Below are 15,932 nucleotides of genomic sequence, written 5' to 3'. Positions count from 1 at the left end.
GCGTTGGGGTGGGGTATGGCATCGGGTGCTCGCCTCAGTCGACGACGCTGGTGGGGTCACTGGCGGAGCTCTGGGCGGGGCCGCGCCGGGTGTGGTGGGCGAGGACGGCACCGTTGAGCTGCTCGAGGCACTCGAGGATGTCGCCGAGCCGTCGGCGGCGCATGTTGGTGTCGATCGCCCGGTCCAGATCCCTGATGCCGCCGGGGTTGTCGTAGTGGGCGAAGACCTCCTCGACGGGCAGGCCGCGTACACGGAACGGGCTGGTGGGCTGGCCGTCGAGGTTGAGCGACATGATGTAGTGGTACTTCGGCAGCGCGGTGATGGTCTCCGGGGAGACCTGGCGGTTCCAGCGCCGGGCGACGAAGTCCGCTTCGTCGTGGTCGGCGGCGCAGGTCGCCAGCAGCGACCGGTTCTGTAGTAGGGCCTGCCGGGTGATGGCGCTCAGCCGCAGCACCATCTGGGTCATGCCGGTCATCCGGACTTCGTACTTGCGTAGTTGCTCGCAGATCGCGGCGAGGAAGCCCTTGCTCGAGGCGTCCAGGGCGGTCAGCTCGTCGATCCATGACCAGAATGTGGCCCGCTGCTCGCGAGGGGTGTCCTGGCGGGAGAGGCCGGCGCGGTGCAGATCGTGGATGAGGAGGCAGGCGACCAGCGAGTCGGCCTCCGAACCGCTGGGGCAGACGAACACGACCTGGCTGGTGTCCATGGCCTCGCGGACGTCGTAGGCGGAGGTCGGGTTGCCGAAGAAGGCCTGCAGGGAGGGCGAGGTGTCGAGCCGGTCGATCGCGTAGGTGACGGTCGGCACGGCGTCGGCGGCGACCCGGGGGAACGTCTTCTCCCAGTAGTCCCGCGCGCTGGTGGGCAGGTGGGGCAGGAGCGCCTCGCGCCATTCCTCGTCGACGAGCCAGGTCCGGATCTGGAAGAGCGTGGCCTGCATCTCGGGGTGGCCTTCGCGGACGGCCTTGAGGTTGAGCAGCGCCAGGGCCTGCGCGGCGCGGGCCAGGATGGTGCGGGCGCGCGGGGCGTGGTCGCCCCAGTCCTGGGCGGCGGCGATGCCTTCGGTGACGGCGCGGACGACCTTCTGTACGTCCGAGGCCTTGCGGCGTTCCATCGACAGCGGGTTCCAGGAGACGACGAGCTGGTCTTCGTCGGCCTCGGCGAGGTTGATCTCCCACAGCCGGGAGGTGATCTGCGGATGGGCCAGGTAGGGCTTGGCCCGGGCCCACGCCTCGCCGTGCGGGTCCAGGAACCACACGCCGTATCCGTTGTGCGCGAGCGCGATGGCCTGCACGAGGGCTTCCTCGGTCTTGCCGTGCCCAGCCTTCCCCAACACCAGAGCGAACAGGAGGTCCTTGACGCGGGCGGCGCCGATGCGTTCGCGGCCGTCGGCGTAGGTGACCGCGCCGAGCGGCACCAGGTCGCGCTGGCCGGTGTAGACGGGCAGGGTGGCCGGCGCGGGTGGGACGACGCCGCCGGAGCGGACCACGCTGGAGGCGGTGCAGCTGCGGGTGGGCGGTTTGAGGAACCCGCACAGTTCCGGGACGGTCATCCACTGCCGTCGGCGCGGGTGGAACTCGCCCGTGGTGAAGCGCCGGTCGAAGGAGGAAATGGCGCGCCGCGACCGGGGCCGGCGGGGCTTGAGGTAGTTCTCGCCGGACGTGGCCGCGAACACCGCCAGGAGCTGGTTCATGCGCGCCCGGGCGGCCTGCGGGTGCGCAGCCGTAGTGCGCAGCAGCAGCTGGACGGCGAAGACCGGGCCGGCGGAGGGCTCGAACTTGCCGATGCCGTCGCGCACATCGGTCATGCGCGGCAGCCGCTCGCCCCGCGCGCTGCCCGAGGTCCTGCCGCCGTTCCAGGCCGCGGTCAGCGACGCCATGATGCCCGCCCCGCTGAACGAGCCAGTCAGCCGCTCGCCGTACGCGGACGGTCCGCGGCGCCGGGCGGCCGCCAGCAGCCGGCGACGGCGGCGGGCCAGCTGACGCTCGGGGACGGGTAGCAGGTCCAGGACGACGTCGGCACGCTCGCCGTCCTCGGTGCGCACGCCGGACAGGGCGGTCGCCAGCTGGTGCAGCGGGTCGGGGTGCAGGCCGAGCGAGGCCAGCGGCCGCTGGTCGGGCAACGCGAGAACCAGCTCGGCGCGCTCGACGTACGAGGACCCTGCGCGCCCGGAGATCGCCGCGCCGCGCGGCTTGGGCAGGTCGATGAGGGTTGTCACGAGTGGCTCCGGCGCGGGGCGGGCACGGAGAACCGGACCGGCTGGATGTCACTGCGGGACCCGCCGCCGCGGATCTCGACCTCGGCGAAGCCCGGCATGGTCAGTACGGCCTGCGCGTGGGCGTGGCCTTCGAGGTAGCAGCGCATCCGGCCGTGCTCGGCGCTGTAGTGCAGCCGGGCGGCCCGCCCGCGCCGCGGGGTGCCGCCAGCGGCGTAGCTGATGCGACCCAAGTGCTGGGACCAGCGCCGCACTTCGCCCTCTCCCGGATCGAAGGTGCTGGTCGGTACCGCCTCGACGCGGACACGTCCGGCCAGGGCGTCGCGCACGAGCAGAGCGCGCCGCCAGGAGATCCCGCACGCGGCGATGAACCCGACGGCGACCACGACGGCCAAATAGGGCGCGGCGACGGCGATCCAGTGGGCGATGTCGAGCAGCAGTTGCGCGCCGTCGGGGAGGGATCCGCCGTTCATGCGGGTGCCTGGGCAACGGAGCGGGGCGTGGTCTTCACGGTGGCCTCCAGGTGGTCGTGGAGAACTTCCTTCACCCCGACCAAGTCCGCCCGGCGGGCCCGTTGGGACACCACCCCCAACACTTTGCCGTTGCTTTACTTTCGGCTGGTGTGGGTGATCCTCCGCGATGCCCGTGACCCGCACGGCTCGTACCGCCGTTGGACCGGATATGAGGAAAGTGATGTCCCTGGCGGCCGTCGCCATCCTGTGCACCGCCGCCCCCGCCCACGCCAACGGAGGCGGCGACGACGGCCCGTACACATCGGCGTCATCGGCACCAAACTCAAGGTCAAGGAGGTACGCGCCCTGCTGGACGGCCAGGAGGCCGGCGCCCGCGCCAACCTCTCTCTGTGGCAGCACGGCCAGGGGGTGCAGGAAGTCCGGGGCTGGACGTACAGCGACGCTCGGAACGTGCGGGGCTACCAGTTCGAGTACGTCTCCTGGAAGTTCAAGAGCCGATCCTTCCCCAACAACAGCCAGCTGTGTGTGGAGTTCGACGGCTACGACCGCCGGGCCTGCACGACCATCCACGACTGACACCGCTGCCCCGACCCCCGGCCGGGATTGCGCGAAGAGCACCCCGGGCTCCGCTCCAATGCGGGTGGACGCTGCGGCAGCCAGGGCACGCAGCAGCACCACCCGGTCCGTCCGACTGGGCAAGGATGAGCTGGCGCAGGCGGTCCGGTCACGCCAAGTGAGACCCAGGGGCTGCCCTGCGGACGGCCTGGTTGTCCGATTCCTGCCGCCAGGCCTGGCAAGGTCTGCACGAACGGCGCCCCGGACACCGAAGGGGGCGGAGCGGAGAATCGCTCCTGACGAAGAATCTGAGTGAGCGTCAAGCGTTGAGCTCGCCGGGAACATTGCGTCTGACCCCGGATATTCTCCTCATAACCTGGGGAGGGAGCTGGTCATGTACGCGAGTCCCGACGATGAGGCCACCGCACGGCTGCTCGTGGTCGCCGCCTTCCACGACGCGGCCGCCAAGGCCGACGAGCAGGACGACGTCTCCATCGGTGAGTTCTCCCGAGCGGTTCTTCACCGGTTCGACGAGTACGGAGAGCTCCAGGGCCGTCTCTACGACGTCGTTCGTGGCTACGCGGAGAAGCACGCCTCCTTCGAGGAGCGGGCAGCGCTGGAACGGTGGATCGCAGAAAAGACGGGCCGCTGACGCGGGCGCTGGGATCATCCCGTCTGGCTCCGTCCGGCACGTCATGTCGGGAACATCTGTCAGGCATCTAGCGCGGCCGGATGGACCGTTCGTGCTGATCATTTCGCTCCCCCGTGGCAGACGGCCGGGCCGGAGAATATCTAGGGCGGTGGGCGGCGTCAGGTTCGTCCGTAGTTCCCATAGTTTCCACTCCGGTACCAGGGTGATGCCGTCCTCGGTGGCGAGGCTGCTCCAGGGATCCAGTGCTTCCCGGTAGGGAGCGGGCTTGGGAAGGAGATGGTGCTGGTTCGGCCTGCTTGGTGATGCCGACGGCGGCGCCGAGCTGGAGATCACCTCGGACCGGGCGTGATGGCGAACCCGTAATGGCGGCGCAGGGACCCGGCGTGGGCGTGAGGTGCCGACGAGGGCTTTCTGCGACTGGCGGTCAGACCGCTGGTGAACGGCCGGTCACGCAATGCGCCGTACGACGAGGATGGCACCGTGTGTGGCGACCTTCGCCACCTCGACGACCCGGCCCGGGCGCGGCGCCTGCACGAGCAGGCCGTCGCCGATCGCCATCGCCACGTGCTCGGGCCGGGAGATGGATCCCTCGGTGAAGACGAGGTCGCCGGGTTGGAGGGAGTTGGCGTTCGCGGGTACGGCACGGCCGTCGTGGATCTGGGTGTAGGTGGTGCGGGTGATCTGAATGCCGGCGACGCCGTAGGCGCGCTGCATCAGCGAGGAGCAGTCGCATCGTCCGCTGGGGTCGCTGCCGTGCGGATTGCTGCAATTGCCGCCCCACTGGTACGGAGTGCCGAGTTGCTGGAGGGCCCAGGTGATTGCGGCCCGGGCGGCGGGCGTGGTGTTGGTGGGGATCTGGTAGCCGTCGGGGAGCTTGCCCGCCTGGATCGACCCGTACTGGGAGCCGTCGTTGTTCTGGGAGCAGTTCAGCGCGTACGGGTTGGCGACTGAACCGGTGGGGCTGGTCACGGTGGACCCCAGGGTCGGGGCGATCGCCTGCTGGAGCGCGGTCGCCAAGGGTTCGTCGTCTGCGTACGCCTCCGGGTACGCGCTCTTCTGGACCTTCTGCGCGGCGACCGTGACGGGCAACGTCTCCCAGCCCTTCACCGACTTCAGGGCGATGTAGAACTTCTTGCTCGCGTAGACGGGATCCATGATCTGCTCGCGGGTGCCCCAGCCCTGCGAGGCGCGCTGCTGGAACAGGCCGACGGAATCGCCGTCGCCGTGGTCGATGTTGCGCAGGGCCGATTCCTGCAGGGCGGTGGCGAGTGCGACGATCTGGCCGCGGGCCGGGACGCCCAGCTGGACCCCGGTCGCCACGATGATCTTCGCGTTGGGCAGCTGCTCCTTCGGATCCGGCAGCCCCGACACCTTCACATCGCTGCTGCCGGAGACGAGAGCGCTGACCTGCTCGGCCAGCTGGGCGGTGTCCGCGTCCAGCCCGGCACCGGCGGTGTTCTGGCAGCGTAGTTTGGCTGCGGCGGCCTGAGCCTGGGCCTCGGCGGTGCCGGTGACGTGGGCGGCAACCCCACCCATGAGGATCACCCCCATCAGGAGCACGGCGCCGCCGGCCAGCCACCTCTTGCGGCCTTTAGGCATCGTCGGCGTCACCGCCCGCTTCCGCACGACGCTGCAGCTCGGCCTCTCCCTGCTCGCTCAGGTACGACTCGTACTCCTCGCGGGAGGACCGGTCGGGCTGCAGGTTGCGGCGCGGGGTCGGCGGCCTGCGGCGGATCCCGCGATCCAGGCGGCGGCGCAGCTGCTGCTGTCGCGCGGACCTGGCGGGCGGGGTCGGGGGCTGCGGGCGCGGCCGGTGCCGGTGGAGGTTGTTGTTGCCTGGGCGGGCGCCGGCGGGACGGGCGGAGCGGCTGCCCGGTCGGTGCGAGGGGCGCGGCGGAGGTGTGGGCCGGGGTGGCCGGGTGGGGCGTGGGGGTGAGCTGGGCTGGGGTGGTGCGGTCGCGGGTGGCCGGGGAGGCGCGGGCGGGACGCCAGGTGCCGGGGCAGCCGGGCCGGTTGCGGGCGCGCCAGCCGGTGGCGGTGGCGGGGCGGGGGGCTGGTTCGGGGCGGGCTGTCCGGCGGGCCGGGCAGGGTGGGGTCGTGCCGGGTGTCGACGATTCCGGCTGATGCGGTGGATCAGGGCGGCCGCGCCGATGGACGGCGGCAGGGCATAGGCCAATGCGGTCATCGGGTTGCCGGTGGCGAGCGCGGCCGTGGCCAGGGTGCCACGGACCAGGGAACGGCCCAGGCGGGGTTGCCGGGGAGCGGGTGTGGCGGCGGGGGTGAAGATGCTGCCGTTCGTCCCGCCGATCCGGCTGGCGGAGAGCCGGGCCTTGAGGTTGTTCGCGATCTGGTGTGTGCGGGCGTGGAGTTGACGGCGTTTCCTGACGGCGGCGATGCACACGACGTCCACGCCGAGGAACCGCAGGGTGAGTTCGCGGCCCCAGTCCGTCTGTACGGGGTCGAGGACGGCCTTGATGATGATGATGAACACGGCCAGCGAGGTGACTGCGATGAGCATCTGGGCCAGGGAGCGCCACACGGAGGCAGTCCAGTCCCACAGGAAGGCGCGTCCTGCTCCGGGGATGGTGCCGGCGATGAGGGCGGGCTCGCCGCGGATGGCATCCCAGGCGAGGCGGCATTGGGCGGTGAGGAAGCTGCCGACGAGGCCGATGATGAGGACGGTCACGATGAGTGCGGCGATGAGGAGGAAGAAGCTGCCGCCGAGCTTGTCGAGCGAAGCCTTCTTCGCCGCGTTGATGTCGCCCTTGACGCAGTCCTTTTCGAAGTCCTCCATCGGCACGCCGCCGTAGTGGTTCATGACCCACTTGAACGCGAACGTGTCCTGCCAGGTCAGGCCGCTGGTCAGCATGTCGTCGGGGGTGAAGTCGACCAGGCCGTTGATGCGGGTGGCCTGCTTGGCGATCGTGTCGAGCTGCCGGTCGTAGACGAGCTGCTCGATTCGCTTCTCGCCGTACTCGGTGGCGCACTTGCCCTCGAACGTCTGGCCGTACTGCAGCAGCATGGCCGGCTTGACCACGAAGGCATCGGTGAGGGCATCGGTCAGCGGCCGCGTCAGCGTGTACGCGGTGGCGGGCGTGGTGACGTCGTTGGTGGCCCACGGGGTGGTGGGGTCGGCGTCGAGGATGACGTCGGCGACCTCGAGGGCGAAGCCGCGTGTCACGGCGATGGCGCCGTCGTTGTCGCCGAGCAGGGTCTGCGGGGTGGACGACAGGAGTGTGGTGGTGAGCGCGGCCAGGACGAGGGACACCGCGGCGTCGCCCCAGCCCTTGGCCCGGTCTCCGAAGAAGATCCGCGCGGTGCAGATCAGGCCGCACAGGGCGAGGAACAGGCTGGGCAGTCCCATCTCCATGATGACGCGGCTGTGCAGGGAGTTGGCGATGGACAGGGCCGGCGAGAGCAGTAGCTTGGCCAGTCCGAACGACAGCGCCCAGGCCATCAGCCAGCAGACGAACGCGACCGCCCACTTGGTGCCCATGTAGAAGCCCTCGGTGAGGAAGTTCATCATCCCGAGGTCCCAGCGCATGAAGTTGCCGGTGTCCGATTTCACCGTGTAGACGCTGATGGGCAGGTTGTTGACGTCGGTGACGTTGAAGACGCCGAGGATGCCGCCCTCGTCGGGCAGTTGCTTGCGCAGATCGTCCGCTTTGGCCTCCATCAGCGCGGCCTGCGCGGACTTCGACAGCTTCTCGTTCTGTTCCTCGAGGAACTTCTGGATCTCCTCCGTTTCCTGTTGTGTCGGCGTGGTTGTACCGCCGGGGGCGGGGTTGGAGGTGGCGGTCGGCGACGGGGAGGGGTCGGCGCGTGCGGGCAGCGCGGTGAGCAGCGTCAGCGTGGTCGCCGCGATGGCGGCGAACAGCACTGCTATGCGCAGCCGGGCGCTGCCCAGCGCCCGCAGCCGGATCCGCCAGAGTCGCAGCGCTGTCATGCCGCGGCCCGGTGGTCCGTGGGTGTGGTGTGGATGGCGCGGGCCACGCAGGCATCGAAGGGAATGAGGACCTTCATCAGGCCGACGCGGCCGGCCAGATCGCGGTAGAGGCATTCGCCCGCGCGGGCGATCCGCTCTTCCTCGGGCAGGTCGATCGGGGACAGTCCGGAGGTGACCAGGTCGAGCAGGTCGGGGTCGGTGGAGTCGACGCCGAGGAAGTCCAGGCCGCGCACCGCGAGGGCGCGGGTGGTCTGCCGGAACATGAGGCGGTGCGGGATCAGACCGCGGATGATCTGCCCCTTCTCGGAGCCGGCGGGCCCGATGTCATCCGGGTCGTGGGATCCCACGTATGCGGCGGCGTTGTGCTTGCGGCCGTCGCGCATCAACTCCAGCAGCAGTTCCAGGCCTTCGTCGCTCGAGGTGAGGTACCAGCACTCGTCGAAGACCGCGACCGCGAACTCTTCCTTGGAGGCCATGGCGGTCTCGCGGGCCACCGCCGCGATCAGATACATGACGGCGCGGCCCAGGACCTTCTCGAACTCCAGGCGTTCGATGCGGTGGTCGCTGGCCAACTCGGCCTTCTTGGGCAGCTGAAGGGCGTTGACGGCGAAGACCACCGCGTCAGCTCGGTGGGTGTCGACGACGGGCAGCGTGTCGTCGAAGACCACCGCGGCGAGGTCCTTACGGGCGACGGCCTTGAGCTTGCGCGACAGGTTGCGGGCCGCGACGTCGTCCTTGCCGCGTTCGACGAGTTCCTCGACCAGGGCCCGCATCGACGGGCCGGGCTGTTCGAGGACCGCTTCGACGGCTTCGGACAGGGCCACGCCTTCCAGGTCCATCGGCTTGACCCCGAGCAGCAGGGTCAGAAACGACTCGCAGAACCGGGCGGCGATCTTCGGGCTGTCGGCGTTGAACAGCCGGAGCGGGTCGAGGCTGACTTCGGCGTGCTGGTCGATGCGGATGACCTGGGTGGTGCCGGGGCAGGCCTTCGCGAACCGCACCCACTCCTCTTCCTTTGTCCGGTCGACGATGACGGCGCGGCCGCGGGAGTTGGGCTTGCCGATCTGGTGGCCGCGGGCGAGGACGTTGTAGACGGCCGCCTTCATCGCCACCGACTTGCCGGCGCCGAGCTCGCCGATGAACGCCATGCACGCGGAGGCGTTCTCGCGGGGGCCGCGCGCGGGGTCGATGAGGACGGGGCGGGCGCCGCCGGAGGCGAGCTGCAGCGCGAACAGGCCGCCGCGGTCGTCGCCGAGCGCACTGCCGCACCAGGGCATGGCGAGCGCGAAGTCGTGCGCGAGGAGAGTCTGGGCGTAGCCGGTCAGCACGCGGGGGGTGCGGCAGCCGGGCAGCATGGCCCGCCACAGGTTGGCCTGCTCCCCCACCGGCCGGGCGAAGGTGTAGTCGGTGGCGCCGAAATCGTGGGCGAGGGCAGCCGCCCGGTCCTGCACGTCGTCGGGGCTGGCGCCCCACACGGCGAGGGTGACCATGGCCTGGATCTCCACCTCGCGCTCCGAGGAGGCGACCCGCTCGCGGAACTCGTTGTTGTCGGCCTCGTTCTTGGCGATCGAGGCGGGTGGGCCGGCCGGGTCGCCCTCGTACTCGGCGGCCTGGGAGCGCAGGTGCCGGGCACGCCGCCGGCTCTTGGCCTCGGCCTTGCGGCCGGGGGTGATGACCAGGCGGGCCGCCCAGTCCACCGGGTAGGCCAGGTCGTCCAGCTGCTGCAGGTAGGCGGCGCCGGGCAGGGCGAAGGCCTCCGGCATCTCGGAGAGGGCGAGCATCGCCTGGTAGGAGTCGCCCCATTCGCTGGACACCTGCAAGTACCGGCGGCGGAACGGGTTGCCGGGCGGGCGGCGGCTGTCGAAGTCGGCGCCGCCTTCGGCCAGGAGCATCTCTCCGAGGGCGGCGACGGTACGGCCGCGGCCGCGCACGGCCGGCTCGGTGCCGTCTGGCAGGAACGGCTCGGCCAGCCCGCGCCGGGCGCTGTGCCCGTAGATCCACAGGATCTCCGCCTCGGTCGCGGGACGCATCGCGACCCCGGTGGGCCAGCGGGCCTGCATCCGCTCGGCCTGCTCGGACCGCTCGGCGATCTCCTGGGCACTGATGGGGGCGGGCATCAGACCGAGCAGCGTGGACACGTCGGCTCGCGCGGCACGGAATGCGGCGGCGAGCATGTCCTTGTGGGAGGTGGCCGACAACGGGATGGCCAGCCAGTCGGTGCGCCCGGTCAGCTCCATCGCCTCGAGCTGGTCGAGGACGGCGTGCCCGAGCGCCTCGTAGCGCGGGCTGCGCGCGAGGTCGACATCGGCGACCATCGCGCGGACGACGGCGATCGGGTCGACCTGCGGGCACAGGCTCAGCAGCATCGGCTCGCCCGTCAGCGACTTGAACAGCGACTCCAGCGCCTTCAGCCGGCGCTTCTTGGCGGCCTGCGGGGCGTGGGAGTAGTTTGCGGCCGCCACCCGCCACACCGCCCAGACGGTCCCGGACGTGGTGAAGATCAGGTTCTTGGCGATGTGCCGGATCGGCAGACGCATCAGTTTCTCCAGGTCGGTTCAGGAGGGTGGGGTGCGGCGGGCGAGCAGGGCCTGCACACCGGAAGCCATCGGCGCCGGCGCCTGCTGGCGTGGCGCCCGCTGGCGTGGCGCCCGCTGACGCGGCGCCAGCGGCGCAAGGGGGGCTGCCGGGCGGGGGTGTTGCGGCGCCCGGACCGGTGCCGGCGGAGGGCTGTCGTCCCGCCCTCCGTGGACGAGGGTGACGTGGGGCGCATCCCGCTGGGGCCGGGCGGGCCGCAGGGGGCGGCCGTGGAGGCGGCCCCAGCGCGGGCCGGCGGCCATCAATACGACGCTGGCGGCGGCCGCGGCCGGGTTACGGCCGTCGATGTGGAGGTGCCGCATGGCGAAGGCGGCACCGAATGGGACGAGGAACAAGGCGAGGACGTCCGCCAGCCCGTGCCCGCCCCAGATCGGGCGGGACAGGATCAGCAGGCCGACCGAGATGACGATCGCCGCGAGCTGGGTGAGGGTGTACGGGCCGAACGGCAGACGGAAGTTGGGGCCGCCATTGACGCTGCGGACCACGCCGTGGACGAGCGGGGCACGGCGGGCCTTGGTGTAGCAGCGGCCGATGAAGTCCTCGTCGATCTCGCCGGGCGCAGTCACTGGTCGCCCTGGATGACCGCGTGGCCACCTCCGTTGTTGTACTCCTTGACGGTGTCGCCGGTGGTGTCCTTGAGCGTGGCCATGTTCGCGGACAGGCCCCACACGACCCCCGCGAAGATCACCGCCATCAGGGTCGGGCCGGGGGCGCGGGTCCTGAAGCCGATGACGAGGACGAAGAGGCCGCACAGCACCGGGATTCCGACATTGAAGATCAGCGCCTTCATGTCGGTGCCGAGACCGTTCCCGACATCGATCCAGCTGGCCGCGAGGGTGGTGGGCTGCATGGTGGGCTGCTCCTTCGGTCAGGGGGCGGAAGTGGAGGCAGGGCTGGGGGCTGCCGCGGGCAGAGCCGGGGAAGGAGCGCCGTCGAGGGCGGCGATCTCCCAGCGGCCGGCGCGGGCCTTGAGGGTGAGCGCGTAGGCGAGGGGGACACGGACCTTGTCGTGACCGGTGGCGCGGATGGTGACGACGAGACGGGTGCGGGTGCCGCCCTTTGGCACGGTGCTGGCCGGCTCGGAGGCCTGGTCGCCTTCGAGCTGCATCTGGTCGACGGCCACGCCGGTGTAGGGGGCGGGCGTGATCGCGGAGAGTCTGGTGCCGGGGGCGAGGTAGCGGTCCAGCTCTCCGGCCCCGGTCAGGTAGGAGGTCAAGAACTGGGTCACCGCTTCGGTGCGCGGGTCGGAAGGCACGGCCGGCTGCAGGGGGCCGTAGATCAGATCCGGGGTCTGAATGTGGGCTGGCGCGGCGACTTCGGCCGGCATCGACAAGGCGGTGTAGCCGGTCGCCCCTCCCCCGGCCGGGCCGACAGCCACGGGCACCTGGAAGTAGTGGATGCTGTCCGCGGCCGTGGGCCGGGAGTCGCCGGTGGCGGTGTCGGCTGCAGTCGTCTCCTTCTTGGCCGGCGCGGTGTCGGACACGATCCGGACGGCGACGGTCACCGACCAGACATCGGGGTCGGTCTGCCGCAGCCGTACGACGGTGAGCTGTTCGCCGTGGCGCCGGTCGGGTTCGCCCTCGAGTTGGAGGTCGCCGGCGGCCGGGTAGTACGCGGTGAGCTTGTCCTGGTCTCCCTCCCCCGCCCGCAGGTACTGCGCGACGAACAGGCTGGCGAAGCCCGCCGCTCCCTGGCCGCCGGTGCCGGACGGGGTGCTGGCGGTCACGGTCGGCTGGGCCGCTCCCGCTGTCGAGGTCCGCAGGAAGGCGGTGGCGCCGAGGACCGGGCCGATCACGAGCAGACCCCAGGCCGCCCAGCGCAGCACAGCGCTGGTGTTGGTGCGGGCGCCGGTCGACCAGCCTCCGACGTAGTCGTCCTCGGACGGCTCGTCGGAGTCCTCCCACTCCTCCCAGTCCCCCTCTACCGTGTCCGGCGGCTCCTGTGGGGTGTCCTTGGCGGGGCGGCGGGTCAGCGTGCGCTTCATGCCGCGCCTCCGGTCGGCAGCAGGTTGTGACCGGCCAGCTCGGCGATGCGGGCACGCAGGTCGGCCTCGGGCCGCTGCCGCAGCGCCTCCAGCGATGCGAGGACCTCGGGGGCGTCGTCCGTAAGGAAGCTGCGGAGCTTGTCGTGGGTGGTGCTGTCGAAGGGGGTGTGGACCAGGGCGGCGCCCAGGCCGATCAGCAGCCGTTGGGCGCGGGTGACGCGCTCTTCGTCCTCGTCCAGCCGGGGCCTTGTACGGGTGGGCATGCAGGTCTCCGTCTTTGTGGGTATCGGGTGCGGGTGGTGGTCAGGCGGCGGGGCCCAGGCGGGACTTGAGCCGGTCGACGGCGCGGCTGCGGCGGCGCCTCCATGCGGCGGCGGTGGTGCCGGCGTGGTGCGCGGCCTGCGCGTCGGGGACCGGGGTGGTGGTGTAGTGCCAGGCGATGGCCTGGCCGTCGGCGTGGCTGATCGAGCCGTGCTCCATCGCCTCCAGCACGAGCTCGAGGAGCTCCAGGCGTGCGCTGCTGGCGTCTGCTTCGCGGACGGCCGCTGCGGTGGTGAGGCTGGCGGCGTGCGCGGCCTCCTGGATGGCAGCGGCGTGGGCGCGCGTGACCGGGCCGGGGGTGGGGTCGGCGAGGTGCTCGGCGGCCGCGAGGTCCTCGCCAGCGGGCTCGCGGTCGGCGGCGAGCTCACGGCAGACCCGGCTGAGCGTGTCGAGGGCGAGGTTTGCGGCGGGGCGGCCGGGCCGGGTGTGGATGCGGCCGGAGCGGGCGACCTCGAACAGGGTGGCGATCACCATGTGGCCGACGTCGTCCCATGTGCGTCCGCCGGTCCCCCGCACCTGTCCGCGCGTCATGCGTACCGCGGCCGGGAGCATGGCCTGGACGATGATCCGCGCGGCGAGCGTGGCCGATCGGTCGTGACCGGTTGCTCGGACCAGGAGGCTGCGCAGCACCGCATCGGTCAGCGCGTCGGACAGCACACCGCGGCCCGGGCGCAGGGCGGCCAGGAGTTGCTCGGGGCCGAGGGCGCGCACCCAGGAATCGGTCACGACGGCGACGTCGTCGGCGAGGTGATCGGTCATCAGCCAGTCGGCCACCGCAGCGCGTACGGAGGCGTCCTCGCACAGCTCCGTCCACTCCGCGTCCAGGCGGGCGAAGATCCCGTGGGCGGTCGGGGTGGTGATTGGCAGGTCGAGCACGGCACTGACTCCTTTCGGATCTCGTGCCGTGAACTCTCCTCACCCAGGCGTGCCCGAAGGCTTGCCCAAACCCCGGAAAGAGCAGGTGAGAGGCTTGCCCATTCCAAGTCCTGTTGGGCACGCCCGCGCTGGGCAAGCCGCCTGGAAGGGTGGGCAAGCCCGGGTGACCGGGCCGCGCACCCCCGGGCAAGCCCCTCCCCCGCCCGGGGCAAGCCGCCTATTCGGCGCGCCCGCGGGCCGGGGTTGCGTGCTGGCGGGCGGGCCCCGGTCGCGCGTCCTCGATGCGGCGACGATGACCGATCCGCAGCCAGGACGCCGTGACCGATCCGGGCGGGCAAGCCGTCGTCGGCCGAGGGGTGAGGCGGCTCTGCGACGGCCAGATCGGTCACGGCGGCCCATGACCGATCCACGCCGATCGGCCATGCCCGATGACCGGTCGACGGACAATCGGCCATCGGTCACGGCCTAAGCGACGTACGAATCGGTCACGATCTGTCCGGTCTCAAATGATCTGGTTCCGAGTCAGGTCGCTGACCTGCGGCGACCAGTGCAGTTGAGACGTGGGGAAGCCAGGAATCTCAAGTGATGTGGTCCCGGGCGAGCGGATGCCGGAGGCTGTCTCAGTTGATGTGGTCCGACTTCGCTGTGTCGTCGGCCGCAACCGGACCGCTGGCGTGGCTAGGACTGACGGCGTGCGAAGAGGACTGCACCTGGAACGCTCTTGTCGGGGTCGATCAGCATTTGGGCCTCGACGGTGAACCCGGCATCGCGTAGCCAGGCCGCCACTTGGTCAGGCTGGCGGCGGTGAACGTGGACGTTCATCGGGTGGCCGCCGTAGCCCTGCGTCTTCAGCCTCGACCCGTTGCCGACGTGAAAGCCGAGCAGCAGTGGTCCGCCGGGACGCAACACGCGCCGGAAGTGGCCGAAGACCGTGGGCACTGCTTCGTCGGGGACGTGAATCAACGACCAGAAGGCGAGCAGGCCGACGACTGAAGCATCGGTGAGGTCGAGGTCGGTCATCGAGCCCACCTCGAACCGCAGGAGGGGGTGGTCACGTCGAGCCACGTCGATCATCACGGATGAAAGGTCGATGCCGAAAGCGTCCAGACCCAGCTTGTGCAGGTGAGCGGTGACGTGTCCAGGTCCGCAGCCCACGTCCGCCACCGGCCCACCGCCAGCGGCGTGCACCAAGTCGGCGAACAGCGCCAGAGCCGCCCGAAGATACGGCGCCCCGGCTAGAGCCTCGCGTAGTTGGTCGGCATAGCTGACCGCGACCGTGTCGTAGGAGGTCCGGGTGTCTGCCACCCAGCGGTCCGCGTTCATGGCTCGACAGAGTAGTGCAGCGATCAGGATGACGAACCAGATCAACTGAGATCAACGACTAATCAAACCAGGTCACTTGAGACGGAGACCAGATCCTTCATGTTCAGGACACAAGAGACAGGACAACGGCCCGTGCGCTCCGGGGGGACCGGCTGCCTGTCCTTCGTCATCCAATCGAGGCGTTTGACAGCGAACCCAATCGCTTCGGCCTTTCTGACAGTGAATCTAATCGGAGAGGTAATCACGCCGGGGGACGAATCCCGGTGGTGGAGAGCGCTGCCCCGTACATCGAGGTGTCATGTCGTGTGGATGGCCAGCGCGGGAGTAAGCGGCGCCGCCCATTGTTGGACTGCGCGACGGCTAGGTTCGAAGAATGCAGTGCCGGTCCGGCCGTTTCAGTGGTCGTGGGGTGGGCGTCATTTCCCGGGGTGGTACTGGCGGCGGCGACGGGCAGCACGTCGGCTTCGAGTCATGGCTGGAGCGGGACCGGCTGGTTCTCATGGACTTCGATCCTGCGACCGGCCGCGCTCCTAGCTTCCCCCCAGGACGATCTACACACGCACTTGGACGGCAGCCGGGCCATTCGCACCTCACCAACATACGACGGCGACCCAACCCCAGCGGCGCACTCCTGCCGGCCAGCTGAGTTCGCGACGTCCGCTCCCCCCCGCACAGCCGTGCGCGCGCCGCCGCCTAAGATCGCACATCACGGCGGAGCACAGTAGGCGGGGAGGGCGGGGGAAGCCGTGCGATTCGGCGTAATTTATGACGACCATCGCTGGGCCGAAGGTGGCGCCATGGCGGAGGAGCTCTTCGATGCGCTCCTCGTCCACGACACCTGGGACGACGACGGGTACCGCACCATGTTCACGTTGCGCGTTCTTACGAGGGAGGGCTGGACTGAAGCTTCCCCGTGATCTTGGACACTCGATGCTTACGCTACGAGGGCGTGTTCTTGATCCAGACGCTGCCGGGTCTCCAGCGGGGTGAGGTAG

General features: G+C 70.5%; 13 protein-coding genes. 2 read left to right on the top strand and 11 right to left on the bottom strand.

Annotated features, from left to right (window positions below; translation table 11 throughout):
- Nucleotides 1–34: 34 nt before the first annotated feature.
- Nucleotides 35–2,215: an ATP/GTP-binding protein gene (locus ACIPSA_RS49870; RefSeq protein ID WP_402648584.1), complete on the bottom strand. Its 2,181-nt coding sequence runs from the start codon at nt 2,213–2,215 to the stop codon at nt 35–37.
- The gene (locus ACIPSA_RS49865; RefSeq protein ID WP_402648581.1) at nt 2,212–2,685 is read right to left on the bottom strand and encodes a hypothetical protein; all 474 of its coding nucleotides are present in this window, start codon (nt 2,683–2,685) and stop codon (nt 2,212–2,214) included. The genes ACIPSA_RS49870 and ACIPSA_RS49865 overlap by 4 nt, the downstream gene beginning before the upstream one ends.
- 147 nt (nt 2,686–2,832) lie before the next feature.
- Here ACIPSA_RS49865 and ACIPSA_RS49860 point away from each other — a divergent pair, with 147 nt between their 5' ends.
- Nucleotides 2,833–3,261, top strand: a complete 429-nt coding sequence (locus tag ACIPSA_RS49860; RefSeq protein ID WP_402648578.1) for a hypothetical protein — start codon at nt 2,833–2,835, stop codon at nt 3,259–3,261.
- Nucleotides 3,262–3,634: 373 nt separating this feature from the next.
- Nucleotides 3,635–3,892 carry a hypothetical protein gene (locus ACIPSA_RS49855; protein WP_402648575.1) on the top strand — a complete coding sequence of 86 codons (258 nt, stop codon included), beginning with the start codon at nt 3,635–3,637 and terminating at the stop codon, nt 3,890–3,892.
- Between the two features lie 447 nt (nt 3,893–4,339).
- Here ACIPSA_RS49855 and ACIPSA_RS49850 read toward each other — a convergent pair whose 3' ends face one another.
- The 9 genes from ACIPSA_RS49850 to ACIPSA_RS49810 all read right to left on the bottom strand — a co-directional run bounded on the left by ACIPSA_RS49850 (nt 4,340) and on the right by ACIPSA_RS49810 (nt 14,937).
- Complete coding sequence (locus ACIPSA_RS49850; RefSeq protein WP_402648572.1) at nt 4,340–5,491, bottom strand: C40 family peptidase; 1,152 nt, start codon at nt 5,489–5,491, stop codon at nt 4,340–4,342.
- Complete coding sequence (locus ACIPSA_RS49845; RefSeq protein WP_402648570.1) at nt 5,484–7,838, bottom strand: hypothetical protein; 2,355 nt, start codon at nt 7,836–7,838, stop codon at nt 5,484–5,486. Before ACIPSA_RS49845 ends, ACIPSA_RS49850 begins: the two co-directional genes overlap by 8 nt.
- A complete protein-coding gene (locus tag ACIPSA_RS49840; protein ID WP_402648568.1) occupies nt 7,835–10,375 on the bottom strand; it encodes an ATP-binding protein in 2,541 nt (846 codons plus the stop codon). The genes ACIPSA_RS49845 and ACIPSA_RS49840 overlap by 4 nt, the downstream gene beginning before the upstream one ends.
- A gap of 18 nt (nt 10,376–10,393) precedes the next feature.
- Nucleotides 10,394–10,999 carry a hypothetical protein gene (locus ACIPSA_RS49835; protein WP_402648566.1) on the bottom strand — a complete coding sequence of 202 codons (606 nt, stop codon included), beginning with the start codon at nt 10,997–10,999 and terminating at the stop codon, nt 10,394–10,396.
- Entirely contained in the window at nt 10,996–11,283 is a 288-nt protein-coding gene (locus ACIPSA_RS49830) for a hypothetical protein (RefSeq protein WP_402648563.1), read from the bottom strand. Before ACIPSA_RS49830 ends, ACIPSA_RS49835 begins: the two co-directional genes overlap by 4 nt.
- An 18-nt stretch (nt 11,284–11,301) precedes the next feature.
- The gene (locus ACIPSA_RS49825; RefSeq protein ID WP_402648559.1) at nt 11,302–12,417 is read right to left on the bottom strand and encodes a conjugal transfer protein; all 1,116 of its coding nucleotides are present in this window, start codon (nt 12,415–12,417) and stop codon (nt 11,302–11,304) included.
- Entirely contained in the window at nt 12,414–12,680 is a 267-nt protein-coding gene (locus ACIPSA_RS49820; RefSeq protein ID WP_402648557.1) for a hypothetical protein, read from the bottom strand. The genes ACIPSA_RS49825 and ACIPSA_RS49820 overlap by 4 nt, the downstream gene beginning before the upstream one ends.
- A gap of 40 nt (nt 12,681–12,720) precedes the next feature.
- Nucleotides 12,721–13,614 (bottom strand): hypothetical protein, encoded by an 894-nt coding sequence (locus tag ACIPSA_RS49815; RefSeq protein ID WP_402648554.1) that lies wholly within the window; start codon nt 13,612–13,614, stop codon nt 12,721–12,723.
- Between the two features lie 678 nt (nt 13,615–14,292).
- Nucleotides 14,293–14,937 carry a class I SAM-dependent DNA methyltransferase gene (locus ACIPSA_RS49810; protein WP_402648644.1) on the bottom strand — a complete coding sequence of 215 codons (645 nt, stop codon included), beginning with the start codon at nt 14,935–14,937 and terminating at the stop codon, nt 14,293–14,295.
- Between the last annotated feature and the right edge of the window lie 995 nt (nt 14,938–15,932).

The sequence above is a fragment of the Streptomyces sp. NPDC086549 genome (genome assembly GCF_044746205.1).
Taxonomy (GTDB): Bacteria; Actinomycetota; Actinomycetes; order Streptomycetales; family Streptomycetaceae; genus Streptomyces.
Note: the sequence above shows the minus strand (reverse complement) of the source record. Positions and strands in the feature narration are given on the sequence as shown.

Excerpts from the sequence above, each read along its gene's own strand:
- ACIPSA_RS49865 (WP_402648581.1), bottom strand. The coding sequence starts at position 2,685 with ATGAACGGCGGATCCCTCCCCGACGGCGCGCAACTGCTGCTCGACATC.
- ACIPSA_RS49855 (WP_402648575.1), top strand. The coding sequence starts at position 3,635 with ATGTACGCGAGTCCCGACGATGAGGCCACCGCACGGCTGCTCGTGGTC.
- ACIPSA_RS49850 (WP_402648572.1), bottom strand. The coding sequence starts at position 5,491 with ATGCCTAAAGGCCGCAAGAGGTGGCTGGCCGGCGGCGCCGTGCTCCTG.
- ACIPSA_RS49845 (WP_402648570.1), bottom strand. The coding sequence starts at position 7,838 with ATGACAGCGCTGCGACTCTGGCGGATCCGGCTGCGGGCGCTGGGCAGC.
- ACIPSA_RS49840 (WP_402648568.1), bottom strand. The coding sequence starts at position 10,375 with ATGCGTCTGCCGATCCGGCACATCGCCAAGAACCTGATCTTCACCACG.
- ACIPSA_RS49830 (WP_402648563.1), bottom strand. The coding sequence starts at position 11,283 with ATGCAGCCCACCACCCTCGCGGCCAGCTGGATCGATGTCGGGAACGGT.
- ACIPSA_RS49825 (WP_402648559.1), bottom strand. The coding sequence starts at position 12,417 with ATGAAGCGCACGCTGACCCGCCGCCCCGCCAAGGACACCCCACAGGAG.
- ACIPSA_RS49820 (WP_402648557.1), bottom strand. The coding sequence starts at position 12,680 with ATGCCCACCCGTACAAGGCCCCGGCTGGACGAGGACGAAGAGCGCGTC.
- ACIPSA_RS49810 (WP_402648644.1), bottom strand. The coding sequence starts at position 14,937 with ATGAACGCGGACCGCTGGGTGGCAGACACCCGGACCTCCTACGACACG.